The organism is Pedobacter sp. W3I1, from assembly GCF_030816015.1.
Classification (GTDB): Bacteria; Bacteroidota; Bacteroidia; order Sphingobacteriales; family Sphingobacteriaceae; genus Pedobacter.
Genome location: NZ_JAUSXN010000001.1, coordinates 5,963,914 through 5,977,711, shown reverse-complemented (window position 1 = coordinate 5,977,711; position 13,798 = coordinate 5,963,914). Strand labels below are relative to the sequence as shown.

7 protein-coding genes are annotated in these 13,798 nt (G+C 39.6%); all 7 read left to right on the top strand.

The window, feature by feature from the left end; genetic code table 11:
* Positions 1-143: 143 nt before the first annotated feature.
* Positions 144-1,826, top strand: coding sequence for an alpha-amylase family glycosyl hydrolase (locus tag QF042_RS24440; protein ID WP_307532764.1), 1,683 nt, complete (start codon positions 144-146; stop codon positions 1,824-1,826).
* A gap of 118 nt (positions 1,827-1,944) precedes the next feature.
* Positions 1,945-3,321 (top strand): MFS transporter, encoded by a 1,377-nt coding sequence (locus tag QF042_RS24435; protein ID WP_307532763.1) that lies wholly within the window; start codon positions 1,945-1,947, stop codon positions 3,319-3,321.
* Positions 3,322-3,482: 161 nt separating this feature from the next.
* Positions 3,483-5,417 carry an alpha-amylase family glycosyl hydrolase gene (locus tag QF042_RS24430; protein ID WP_307532762.1) on the top strand — a complete coding sequence of 645 codons (1,935 nt, stop codon included), beginning with the start codon at positions 3,483-3,485 and terminating at the stop codon, positions 5,415-5,417.
* Between the two features lie 205 nt (positions 5,418-5,622).
* Positions 5,623-6,177 (top strand): RNA polymerase sigma factor, encoded by a 555-nt coding sequence (locus tag QF042_RS24425; protein ID WP_307532761.1) that lies wholly within the window; start codon positions 5,623-5,625, stop codon positions 6,175-6,177.
* Between the two features lie 1,354 nt (positions 6,178-7,531).
* The gene (locus QF042_RS24420; protein WP_307532760.1) at positions 7,532-8,599 is read left to right on the top strand and encodes a FecR family protein; all 1,068 of its coding nucleotides are present in this window, start codon (positions 7,532-7,534) and stop codon (positions 8,597-8,599) included.
* A gap of 186 nt (positions 8,600-8,785) precedes the next feature.
* The gene (locus QF042_RS24415) at positions 8,786-12,061 is read left to right on the top strand and encodes a SusC/RagA family TonB-linked outer membrane protein (protein WP_307532759.1); all 3,276 of its coding nucleotides are present in this window, start codon (positions 8,786-8,788) and stop codon (positions 12,059-12,061) included.
* 19 nt (positions 12,062-12,080) lie between these two features.
* Positions 12,081-13,661 carry a SusD/RagB family nutrient-binding outer membrane lipoprotein gene (locus tag QF042_RS24410; protein ID WP_307532758.1) on the top strand — a complete coding sequence of 527 codons (1,581 nt, stop codon included), beginning with the start codon at positions 12,081-12,083 and terminating at the stop codon, positions 13,659-13,661.
* Positions 13,662-13,798: the final 137 nt, after the last annotated feature.

The following is a 13,798-nucleotide window of genomic DNA, read 5'->3' as shown; positions in this document are numbered from 1 at the left end:
ACCCACAGTCTTCAATTCATAAGAGAAATTTTATCGCCCTATTCTTGTCCCCCTGTGGAGGGGGCAGGGGGAGGGTGTTGACGCTTTTTTCTATCTTTATAATACTCGCTACATCATCCTTTGCACAAAAACAGCATACAAAAATGAACGATAAGCAGATCGTTATTTACCAGTTATTGCCCCGCTTATTCGGGAATAAAAATACGACTAATACGCCTTATGGAACCATTGAACAAAATGGTTCTGGTAAGTTTAACGATATTACCGATAAAGCTTTAGATGGAATAAAAGAACTCCATGTAAACTACATTTGGTATACCGGCGCACTTGCCCATGCGAGTTTAACCGATTATTCTGCGTACGGAATTAAACCTGATGATGCAGATGTGGTAAAAGGTAGAGCGGGCTCGCCTTATGCCATCCGCGATTATTACGATGTAGATCCCGATCTGGCTGTTGATGTTAATAACAGAATGAAGGAGTTTGAATCACTGGTGAAAAGAACGCATGCCAAAAACTTAAAAGTGCTCATCGATTTTGTTCCCAATCACGTAGCCAGAAGTTACCATTCTTATGCAAAACCAAAAAAAGTAATCGATTTTGGAGCCCAGGATGATATAACGAAAGCTTTTAGTGCGAAGAACGATTTTTACTATACCCCGGGCCAGCCCTTTGCAGTGCCAACAAGTGGCGCAACACAAACACCGATTTCGGTTTTGCAGGATGGTAAGTTTAATGAGAACCCGGCAAAAGCTACTGGTAACAATGTATTTTCGCCACAGCCTAAATACGATGATTGGTACGAAACCATTAAATTAAATTACGGCGTAGATTATCAGAACGGCGAAAAACAATATTTTGATCCCATTCCACCTGTTTGGCTAAAAATGCGGGATATTTTAACCTATTGGACCAATAAAGGGGTGGATGGTTTTAGATGTGATATGGCCGAAATGGTACCTATTGCATTCTGGAACTGGGTAATTCCGCAAGTGAAAAAAGTTAATCCTGAATTAATTTTTCTGGGCGAAGCCTATAATCCAAAAGTTTACAAACAATATTTAGATGAAGGCAGATTCGATTACCTCTATGATAAAGTGGGTTTATACGACGGACTTAAAAAACTAATCAGAAATGAACCCACGGCAGATGTAGCTGCGATTAAACACGTATGGCAGGTAGAGAGTGCCGGTTTTGGCAAACACATGTTGCGCTTTTTAGAAAACCACGATGAAGAACGCATTGCATCTGCCGGATTTGCAGGCAAAGCCGAGCTAGCTTTACCTGCAATGGTTGTTTCGGCAACATTGGGCGCTGGGCCGGTGATGCTTTATTTCGGACAGGAAGTTGGCGAACCCGGAAAAGGACAGGAGGGTTTTGGCGGAGATGATAACCGGACCACTATCTTCGATTATTGGGGTGTTCCAAACCACCAGAGATGGATGAATGATGGCGCTTTTGATGGCAAAAAATTAACTGAAAACGAACAGAAATTACGTGCATATTATCAACAGTTATTAAAAGTTACTTCAACGAGCGATGCGGTAATGAATGGTGAAATTTATGAGGTGCCGGTTACAGGTAATATGAATAATCGTATATATGCTTTTATCCGTTATTCAGGCAAACAACGTTTATTGGTAGTGGTCAATTTTGATCGGACACAAACCTTAACCGCCAATATCGAAATTCCTGATCAGATTTTAAAAGTTAAACATTCATCTCCGGTTACAGAGCTGTTAACAGACAGAAAATTAAATATCCCGGCAGGAACAAGTATACCCGTAACCCTTACACCCGTTAGCGCACAGGTGATAGAATTTTAAAGGAATTAACCACAGAGAACACAAAGTAAAAGCACAGAGAAACACAAAGTATATTAGACCTCGGTACACTCTGTGTACAACTCAGTGCCCTCTGTGGTAAAACACAAAACCAAATACAATGAGCTTAAAAACAGTATTCGAGAACCCGAAATTAACACTTGTACAGATCATCAACATGAGCGTTGGTTTTTTTGGTATCCAGTTCGGTTGGGATTTACAGCGTGCAAACATGGGCCGTATTTACGAAAACCTGGGTGCCAATCCCGATCAGGTTCCATTATTGTTTTTGGCCGCGCCTTTAACCGGTTTATTGGTACAGCCGGTTATTGGGTATTTGAGCGACCGGACCTGGCACCCAAAATGGGGCAGAAGAAGACCTTATTTTATGATTGGGGCCATTGTGAGTAGCATTGCCTTAATCTTTATGCCGCATAGCAGTGTGTTATGGATGGCAGCTGGTTTACTTTGGATTCTGGATGTTTTTGGAAACATTGCTATGGAACCTTTTCGTGCTTTTGTGACGGATAAATTACCCGATAGTCAGGTTAACCGTGGTTTTATTATGCAGAGTATGATGATCGGTTTGGGTGGGAGTGTAGCCTCGGCCTTACCGTGGATTATGAATAATGTATTTCACTTAACCAATACTGCAGAACAGGGGAATATTCCAGAAAACGTAAAGTTCTCTTTTTATATCGGCGCATTTTTCTTCTTCGCGGCTGTATTGTGGACGGTTTTTACGACTAAAGAATATCCTCCACAGGATGTAGATTTTAAAGAAAAAGTAAAAGAAAGCAATAAAGGTTTTGGTGGCGGTGCGAGGGAAATTTTTCATGCCTTAAGGAATATGCCGAAAAGAATGCAAATTGTTTCTTTGGTTCAGTTTTTTACCTGGCCAGGTTTGTTTTTAATGTGGTTTTATTATACCACAGCCGTTGCTGTTAATGTTTTTGGTGGTAAAGATGCTGCTGATCCTGTTTATGCGCATGGCGCAGATTTTGGAAGTTTAACACTCGCGTACTATAGTGTTATTACTTTTCTTTTCGCACTGGTGCTGCCAAAAATTGCCGATGCGCTGGGCCGTAAAACTACACATGCCCTTTGTTTAATCTGTGGAGCCATTGGCTTGATCAGTGTGGCATGGGTGCATGATAAAAACATGTTGTATTTATGCATGACGGGTGTAGGAATTGCCTGGGCCAGCATCCTTTCTATGCCATACGCCATGTTGAGTGGATCTTTACCCAAAGATAAAATCGGGATTTACATGGGCATTTTCAACTTTTTTATTGTACTGCCTGAAATTATTGCTTCGCTCGGCTTCGGATGGCTCATGCGGAATGTATTAAATAACGATAGGCTTTTAGCCGTTCAATTGGGTGGTGGCTTAATGGTTTTAGCCGCTGTAATCTGTTATTTATTTATTCGCGAACCTAAGAAAACAGACGAAGTCTTAGCTTCTAAACTTGGAGTAGAAGAAAATAGATCGGTTTAATAAATCCATAGTTTATTCCGTGGTCTGTGTCCCCACAGACCACTAACAACATTTCGGTCTGTGGGGACACAGACCGAGGAGGTACGATAGTATTTCGGTATGTAGGTGACACAAATACTGAGGAGATAAACTGTGTCTAGAATTATAAAATCCCTAACCAAATGAAAAAAATAATTTACCGCCTCGGTTCGTGTCTCCACGAAACGAAAAAAGTAAGAAACATAGTCTATCTGTTTCTATTAGTAATGTTGTTTAATAGCGCATGTAAAAAAGCATCGACTGATGGAGGTATAGAGCCAACACGAACCAATCAAACAGCAGCTTTACCTGCAGGTGCTAAAGACGGTGTGGTATTTATCAATAATGGAACATCGGCTATTGTAACGCTTTATGCGCCGGGTAAAAAGTCAGTTTCATTGATTGGTGAACTTAACGATTGGTCTACGACTTCATTACCTATGCAAAATACACCAGATGGAAATTATTGGTGGATTCAGATAGATAATTTAAACCCAAATACAGAATATGCCTATCAGTTTTATGTAGATGGAAACTTAAAAGTTGCCGATCCTTATTGCGAAAAAATACTTGATCCTGATAATGATAAATACATTACTGCAGCAACCTATCCAAATTTAAAAACCTATCCAACAGGTAAAACAACTGGGATTGTAAGTGTGATGCAATCGAATCAGCCAACTTACACCTGGAAAAACACCAGTTTTTCCCGTCCGGCTAAAGATAACCTGGTCATTTACGAATTGCTGGTCCGCGATTTTACTACGGAGCATAACTACGCCTCAACATTGGCCAAACTCGATTATTTAATTGGTTTGGGGATTAACGCAATTGAGTTAATGCCCGTAAATGAGTTTGAAGGCAATTTGAGCTGGGGTTATAATCCGTCATTTTATTTTGCGCCCGATAAATATTACGGTGCCAAAACGGCGTTGCAGAATTTTATTGATGAATGCCATGGACGGGGTATTGCCGTGATTTTGGATATGGTGTTGAATCACTCCTTCGGTCAATCGCCAATGGTACAATTGTATTTCGATAGCTCAAAACCCACTGCAAATAGCCCATGGTTTAATGTTGAAGCTAAACATCCATTTAACGTAGGTTACGATTTTAACCATGAAAGCCCAGCCACTAAGAAATTTTCGAAAGATGTAATGAAATTTTGGATGCAGCAATATAAAATTGATGGTTTCCGTTTCGATCTGTCAAAAGGATTTACACAGAAACAGTCAGCAGATGATGCCCAATTTAGATTATATGATGCTGGCCGGATTGCAACATGGAAAGACTATAATGGCTATATCAAAGCCATTGATCCGAATTTTTACGTGATTTTGGAGCACTTTGCTGAAGAATCGGAAGAAAAGGTTTTGGCCGATGATGGCATGCTGCTGTGGAATAACATGAATTATAACATGAATGAGGCAACCATGGGTTGGTTGGATAATTCTAACTTTCAATGGGGTTTTTATGCTAATCACGGCTTTGCTAAATCAGAAAATTTGGTTGGCTATGGCGAAAGTCATGATGAGGAGCGGTTAAACTTTAAAAACATCACTTACGGAAATGCTTCAGGCAGTTATATAATCAAAGGAAATTTAGCCACTTCGTTAAAAAGGGAAGAATTGGTTGCCGCATTTTTATTCAGTATCCCCGGGCCAAAAATGATCTGGCAATTTGGTGAGCTTGGTTACGATGTCAACATCGATTTTAATGGAAGAACAGGCGAAAAACCGATTAAATGGGATTATTACGCTGATCCAAATCGCAAATCGCTGTACGATGCTTACGCTAAATTCATCCGATTGAAAAAGAATAACAGCATTTTTAACTCACCTAACTCAAGCTATAACCTTGCTGGTGGAATCAAATACATTAAATTAACAGAAGGTACAAATACGGTTATAGTAGTCGGTAATTTTGATGTGGTGAGCCAGGCAGCTAATATTGATTTTGGTTCATCAGGCACTTGGGTCGATGCGGTTGGAAGCAGCATTAACTTGTCATCAAATAGCTATAACCGAACTTTAGCGCCAGGAGAATATCACATTTTCAGTAAAACAGCTTTAAAATAAAGAGAGCTAGTCGGGATTTGTAATCCCGATTCTAGAACTAAGGATTTTTAATCCTTATAAAGTGCAAACATCATGTATAAATACCTTTATATAAATAGACTTACGATTTTTTATTTTCTTAGCCTCGGTTTGTGTCGCCACGAACCGAAACTTAGTAATAATCTTGTTGTTTTTAGTTAATATTGCGATAACAACTAACAGCTTAATGAACAGTAAACTAGCGCATCACTTATTATGGGAACGGTTACGGGTTGGCGATAAAGATGCGTTTTTTGATCTCTATTCGGCACTTTATTACCCGCTCGTAAATTTCGGGATCAGGGTTTGTGCCGATGCAGATACCGCTGGTGAAGCTACCGACCTTGTATTTACCACCATTTGGGAGAAACATGAAAGCCTAACCCGTGTTGATAATGTTGAAGCCTACCTGCGTACCTTTCTTAAACGCAAGCTGCTCAGGATATTAGAAAGAAAGCGCAAAATTAACGATGCACTTTTTAATGCAGGGGCCGATGGCGATTGGATGGAAATGAGTTATGAAGAGTTTATTGTTAAGGTGCAAAGCGACGAGCTGGTACAGCATCAGCTCAAAAATGCACTCGAAAAACTGACCTTTCGCCAGAAACAGCTCATCCATTTAAAGTTTTTTGACGGATTAAGTTACGAACAGATTGCCGAGCAAAGCAATCAGACCATTAAAACAGCCTACAACACCATTTACGATGCGCTTAAAATTCTGAGAAAAGAATTTAATGCGTAATCTCCGCGTTTCGTCATCTCCCGTAGTAGAGAGATCTATGGATAAATGGCCAATTGAATCTGATACCGATTGGCAAGCATGTTTTTATCTGAAAACGAACATTCCAGTCTTCGTAGGTGCTGTAGTCCCGTTATGCACTCCAATCTTTTTATTGCAGATAAACGTTATAGTTGAATATTGTTTTAAGCAATAAAAAGGACTTCCGTTACTACCGGGTTTAAGGATAAAAGGCTTGTACTTTTAATACCTATTTTGCACCCTGCAACCCCCAATAGTAAAATAAGCTGCGCCACCTAAACCTGACAGTAGCGGGCATCCCGATTTTTTTCATCGGGATAAAGCGAATGGCAGGACTATTGTTCCCTAAATATTACTGTCACTGCTTTCCAAAAATTGACTTGGATCCAGATTATTTAGGCGTAATGTGAAAACGAACATTCCAGTCTCCGTAGGTGCTGTAGCCCCGTTATGCACTCCAATCTTTTTATTGCAGATAAACGTATAGTTAAATATTGTTTTAAGCAATAAAAAGGATTTCCGTTACTACCGGGTTTAGGAATAAAGGGCTTGTGCTCATAATACCTGTTTTGCGCCCTGCAACCCTCAATAGTAAAACAGCCTGTGCCACCTAAACCTGACAGTAGCGGGCATCCCGATTTAAGCTCTATTTTTTTTGCCTTTTATGGTGTGCTTGCTTGTTTCACAGGTTTTCATCGGGATAAAGCGAATGGCAGGACTATTATTCCCTAAATATTACTGTAACTGCTTTCCAAAAATTGACTAGTTATCTAGATTATTTAGGCGTAATGTGAAAACGAACATTCCAGTCTCCGTAGGTGCTGTAGCCCCGTTATGCACTCCAATCTTTTTATTGCAGATAAACGTATAGTTAAATATTGTTTTAAGCAATAAAAAGGATTTCCGTTACTACCGGGTTTAGGAATAATGGGCATGTGATCCTTGGCGGTTTAACCGTTTTGCACTCTGCAGCCCTAAATAGTAAAGCAGGCCGTGCCACTTAAACCTGACAGTAGCGAGCATCCTGATTTAAGCACTATTTTTTTTGCCTTTTATGGTGTGCTTGCTTGTTTCACAGGTTTTTATCGGGATAAAGCGGATGGCAGGACGATCTCTCCCCATTGCTTCTGCACTTGCTTTCCAAAAACTTAAGATATTTAAACAATAAAAAGATCTGCCCGACTCTTTATAAACTTTAGAAACAGCATTCCTACAAATTTAATTTCTTTATTTAATCCACTTTCAGTGCACATATTTCGCCTTATTAAAAAAAAGTTAAAATTTCCTTAGGAAAAAGTAAAGTTTTTGGGCACTGATATATAAAAGGCAAATTAGAATGGTTGATAGAAGTAAATTTAATGCAGAAGATTTTCTTGTCGATAGTACTTTTCAGCAGTATTGCGCTGGAACCGATAAGCTTTGCATTGAATATTGGGAGAAATACATTAATGCCCACCCAGAGCAGGCTGCAGTAATTGCAGAAGCAAAAAAACTTTACGTGATATTGAGCGGGAATAAACGCCCATTAAATAAGCAGACTGAAAGTTTGAAAGAAACGATGTTTCCGGAAGCAAAAGTAGTTAAACTTAACCGTTATTTATGGCTTAAAATTGCAGCAGCATTAGTTTTAGTGTTGGGTTCGGTGTTGGTTTATAATACCTATTTTAATGATAGCCATACCAAAAACGTTGTGCAAGAGGTTTATACTTTTACTACAAAAAGTGGCGAACGTAAAAAAATTAAACTTCAGGATGGAACATCGGTACTCTTAAACGCCAAAAGTTCTTTATCGGTTACCAAAGGCTTTAACGATCAAAGTAGGGAAGTGACCTTAACCGGCGAGGCTTTTTTTGATGTAGCTCACGACAAAAATAAACCTTTTAAAGTGCATACAACCGATTTTAACATCAATGTACTGGGTACTGCTTTTAATGTAAAAGCTTATCCAGATGAAACAACATCAGAAGCGACTTTAATCCGTGGCCTAATCACCATGGAAGCTGTAAATGGAAATGGCGGAACCATTACTTTAAAACCAAGTCAGAAAGTTACTTTTTACAAGAGTGTTGCATCGCAACAAAAAAGCAAATTGCTTAAACCTACAGCTTTACAGCCCGAAATTACCATTAATCATTACACCAAAATTAAAGACAGCACCATTGTAGAAACTGCCTGGACACAGAACCGGATTGAAATATATGATCAGGATTTTGATGAGATTAAGAATGTTTTAGAAAAATGGTATAACGTAGAAATCAAATTTACAGATCCTTCAATTGAAAAATACCGTTTTACGGCAACCATAACAAACGAAAGTATTGAAGAAGTTTTACATGCTTTACAAGCAACCGAAAATAATTTTAAATATGAGATAAAAGGAAAACAGGTAACCATCTCGAAATAGGAAGAAAAAAGGACGGTGTTGGAGCACCGCCCTTAACAATTTCTCTTTTGATTAATTAATGGCAGTTTATGCGCAAACAGATTGCTGCCAAGAACTTTATGCAACCAAAAAAACAAAAATATGATTTATTATTACTTACTGCAAGGGCGCCCAAAATATAAAGCGCTTCTAAAATTCATTATGCTAATGAAACTAGCCTGTATTATGGTTTTCATTACCTGTCTTAATGTTTCGGCATCGGTTTTTTCCCAGGAAAAAATTTCTTTAGATGTTAAGAAAACAAAGCTAGCCAGGGTATTACAGATTATTGAGCAGCAAAGCAGTTACCATTTTGTTTACAGCTCTTCTTACGTTCCGGTAAACAAGGATGTAAGCATTACCGTAACCAATACTTTGGTTACTGATGTATTGGCAGCCATTTTAAACAGAACCAACTTGAAATATTCTGTTTCTGATGGCGGTTTAATTGTCATTAGCAAAAATAAAGAAGTCCCAATTTCTGGAACGGTGAAGGATGCACTTGGAGGTGCTTTGCCCGGAGCAACCGTTAGGGTTAAAGGAACAGGCATAGGCACTTCAACCGATGTGAATGGTGAATTCGCCTTAAATGCGCCTGAAAATGCCGTTTTAGTGGTTTCTTATGCAGGTTTTCAGACGAAAGAAATTTCAATTGGATCGCAAACCAGTATCTCGATCGTATTATCAGAAGATACCAAGCAACTTACCGATGTGGTGGTTACTGCTTTAGGTATTAAAAAAGAAAGAAGAGCTTTAGGCTATTCGGTTACGCAGATTGGGGGCGAAACCTTAACACAGGCACGCGAAAATAACATTACCAACTCTTTGGTAGGTAAAGTGGCAGGTCTAGATATTGCAGGTACTTCGGGTGGTGCTGGGGCTGCCACAAACGTTACTATCCGTGGCGTTTCGAGCATGGGGCCATCAAGTCAACCACTTTATGTTGTAAATGGTATTCCGATGGAAAGCGCTCCTGTTGGCTTTAATAGTGTTATTGGCATTGGTAATAATGGTGGGCAATACGATAATGCTCCGGATTTGGGCGATGCGATAAGTAACTTAAACCCAGATGATATTGAAAGTATTTCGGTATTGAAGGGAGCAGCAGCTTCGGCCCTTTATGGTAACAGAGCTAAAGCAGGTGTAATCCTGATCACCACAAAAAGTGGGAAAGGGAATAGCATCGAATTTAGCAGTAATTATGTTGCCGAGCAGGTAATGGATAGGACCAACTGGCAATATGTTTATGGTCAGGGCGCCAATGGTGTAAAGCCCACTGATGCAACAGCAGCCGCGCAAGTGGGCGGTTCGAGCTGGGGCGCAAAATTAGATGGATCTAATGTGGTTCAATTTGATGGGGTAAGCAGACCCTATTCAGCCCAGGAAAATAATATAGAAGATTTTTATAGAACAGGGGGAACCTTTACCAATACCCTGGCATTAAACAAATCTTTTACTGGTGGTGTAATGCGCTTATCGGCAAGCGATTTAACCAACAGGTCGGTTGTACCTAATTCTGGCTTAAACAGACAAAATTTTACCTTATCGGGCACTTTCGATCCCATTAAAAATTTGGTGATTGATGCACGTTTCAACTACATTTTAGAACAGGCAAATAATCGCCCAATGGTTTCAGATGGTGCAGGTAATGCCAATTATAATGCTGCGTTTTTACCAACCAGTGTTAACATCGAAACCTTAAAGCCTGGAAAAAAAGCTGATGAAAGCGAGCTTTCATACAATACAGGTAATACCTATGCTACCAACCCTTGGTTTGCCGCTTATGATTTTATCCACAATACAAAAAGAGAGCGTTTAATGAGCTCTGTTAGTGCAAAGTATACCTTCGACAACGGACTGTTTTTACAAGCACGAGCCGGTAGAGATGCTTATAACGATAATTATTTAGGCATTACCCCATCTGGTACGGCTTACGATGCCGATGGAGGCTATACCGAACAGATTAGTAAATTCTCCGACCTTAACGTTGATGCGTTGATTGGTAAATCATTTAAAATTGATGATTTTTCGATTACCCCTAATTTTGGTGCCAGTTATCGCCGTACGAAAGGTGCCGGAACCACCAATACAGGCGGATCTTTCCAGATTTTTGGCGTTTACAATTTAGCTAATACCGGAGGTAAGGCCGTTGGGATTTATCAAACTGATCAGGAAACACAATCTGTTTACGGAACTTTGGAGTTAACCTACAAAGATATTTTATATTTAACCGGAAGTGCGCGTAACGACTGGTTTTCTACCTTGGCAACCCCGGGGAAAGATAATAAACTCAATAGTATCTATCCGTCTATTAGCGGTTCATTTGTTTTCTCAGAGTTATGGAAACCATCTTTTTTGAGTTTTGGTAAATTGAGGGCGGGTTATGCAATGGTTGGACAGGCTACTTATCCGTTCCAAACCCAGCTATACTATAATTTACGTAGTGAAACAGTGAATGGAAACTCATTGGGTAATATTGTTAATTCTTCAATACCAAACGCTACTTTAAAAGCATCAAGTGCTACAGAATTAGAGATTGGTACTGAAATGAAGTTTTTTGGCGATCGCCTTAACTTCGATTTTACCTGGTACAGCAAAAAATCGAAAGATGAAATTCTGGCTGTTCCTGCTTCTACAACAACAGGTTATAGCGCTGCAATTTTAAATATCGGTCGATTACAGAATAAAGGAGTAGAAGCTTTAGTATCTGGTGTGGTGTTAAAGAATAAAGATTTTAGCTGGACCTCTACTTTAAATGGCTCTTATAACGATAATAAAGTGTTAACACTTGCTCCTGGTACAGCTTCTCAGCCACTAGCCACCTCAAGAAGCAACGTAGGCTTTTTACAAAACCTGGAAGGGCTTGCTATTGCACAGGTAATGGCTTACGATTATAAGTACGATGCCAATGGCAATATTGTTAAGGGTACCGACGGGATCCCGGAAAGAGGTGAATTGAAACCTTATGGTTCGGCCTATAATAAATGGACTGCTGGTTGGAATAATGAGTTTAATTATAAGGGCATTAATCTTTCCTTCCTGATTGATGGTAAATGGGGCGGTAAAATTTTCTCTGCCACTGATTATTATGGTTATGTATTTGGTTTGCACCAGGCCACTTTAGAAAACCGTGAGGCTTTAGGCGTAAATGCCGCAAATTATTACAGCACTTTCGCTAATAATGTTTCAAAACAGTTTGTTCAGGATGCAAGTTTTATCAAGTTCAGACAGGTTATTCTGGGTTATAATTTCCCTGGAAAGCTGTTCAATAATAAGATTAAAGGCTTAAATGTAAGTTTCGTTGGTCGTAACTTATTTATCATCATGAAAAAAACCGATAACATCGATCCCGAATCGAGCTATAATGCAACAATTCCGGGTATGGAGTTAGGTGGTGTGCCACCCGTGCGTACCTACGGTTTAAATTTAAGTGTTAAGTTATAATCCTTTAAACGAATTGAAAATGAAAACGATCATAAAATTATACGTACCACTTTTATTATCTGGATTAGTCCTGATAGCTGGTTGTACAAAAGACTTCGAAAAAATTAATACAGATCCAACAGCTATTGGCCAGGAGCAATATAATCCGAACTTCCTTTTATCTACGGCTCAGTTAAATTATACCGGGAGCATCGATTTTGCTTATGAAACCTGGAGAGGAAATTTAATTTATGCTTCTACGATGATGCAGGGCATGTCCTCCGTTATCAGTTATTGGGCAGGTGACAAATACATGCTAAATGAAGGTTATACAGCTGCTTATTGGGAAAAAGCTTATCCAGATCAGGTGAAGTACGCTGCAGATTTAGTGGAGTTTACCAAAGGAAAAACTCAATATAATAACGTCTATCAGATGGGTAGAATCTGGAAAGCCCTGATTTTTGAGCGATTAACAGATCTATACGGCGATATACCTTATTTTGATGCAGGAAGAGGATATTATACGGCAAACTTATATCCTAAATATGATACACAACAAGCTATATATACCGATCTGTTAAAAGAGGTTGATGAGGCGAGTACTGCCTTAAATGCCAGTGGTGATAAAGTAACAGGAGATCTTATTTTTGCTGGCGACATTGCAAAATGGAAACGTTTCGGAAATAGTTTAATGCTCCGCATGGCCATGAGGCTAACCAAAGCTGATGCTACTTTAGCGCAGGCCTACATCAATAAAGCAGTTGGCAAAACCATGACTGGCGATGCAGATAATGCTTTCTTTAAACACGATGCCAATGGTGCCCGGGTAACGCAAAATAGAAATGCGCAGGTTTTATTAGGCGATGGTGGTCAGGAGAATTATTACACCAGGTGGAGCAATACCTTTATCAATTATTTAAAGGCCAATAACGACCCTCGTTTAGGTAAGGTAGCGGTAACCAAATTGTATTTAACTGATGGCACCAAGGTTCAAAATCCTGCTTTCGTTACTAATCCTGCCGTACAAAAAGGGATGCCAAATGGTAAAGATTTAAGTGGTATTGGAGGAAGAGATGTTCGTCAGGACCCTTCTTATACCGATTTTACTGATTATTCTTCTCCAAACCCGGGGATGTTGAAAAGAGATGGCAATACCTTTATTCTTACCTATGCAGAAACCGAACTGCTTTGGGCAGAGGCGGCACAACGTTATGGTATTGGCGGTTCGGCTGCTACGCATTACAATGCTGGAGTTACCTCTGCAATGACTTATCTTTCTCAATATGATGCATCAATGGCGGTAAGCGGAACAGATGCCGCGACTTATTTAATCGCCCATCCATATGTAGCGGCCAACGGTTTAGATATGATCGGTACTCAATATTGGGCCCATACTATTACCATGCTCGATTTTTATGAGGCCTGGTCGAACTGGAGAAGAACAGGTATTCCTGCACTGGTGCCTATTGTATATCCAAATACCAATACGGGCGGTTCAATTCCGCGTAGGTTCCCTTATCCACTTTTCGAAGGCGTTACTAATGCAGTAAACTATAAAGCTGCATCAGCCGCTGTTCCGGGAGGCGATAAGCTCGTAGGAAAAGTTTGGTGGGATAAATAATTAATATCATCCCGGTTTTTTACTGGCCGACATTGCAATATGCAGTGTCGGCTTTTTTTATGCTTTTTGGTTTGTAAAACTCAAGTTAATACAGTACCACAAGCAATATGGGTTGTTTAGTAACATTTCTAATGCGC

Coding starts and splice junctions, on each gene's coding strand:
- QF042_RS24440 (WP_307532764.1), top strand. CDS start 144: ATGAACGATAAGCAGATCGTTATTTACCAGTTATTGCCCCGCTTATTC.
- QF042_RS24435 (WP_307532763.1), top strand. CDS start 1,945: ATGAGCTTAAAAACAGTATTCGAGAACCCGAAATTAACACTTGTACAG.
- QF042_RS24430 (WP_307532762.1), top strand. CDS start 3,483: ATGAAAAAAATAATTTACCGCCTCGGTTCGTGTCTCCACGAAACGAAA.
- QF042_RS24425 (WP_307532761.1), top strand. CDS start 5,623: ATGAACAGTAAACTAGCGCATCACTTATTATGGGAACGGTTACGGGTT.
- QF042_RS24420 (WP_307532760.1), top strand. CDS start 7,532: ATGGTTGATAGAAGTAAATTTAATGCAGAAGATTTTCTTGTCGATAGT.
- QF042_RS24415 (WP_307532759.1), top strand. CDS start 8,786: ATGAAACTAGCCTGTATTATGGTTTTCATTACCTGTCTTAATGTTTCG.
- QF042_RS24410 (WP_307532758.1), top strand. CDS start 12,081: ATGAAAACGATCATAAAATTATACGTACCACTTTTATTATCTGGATTA.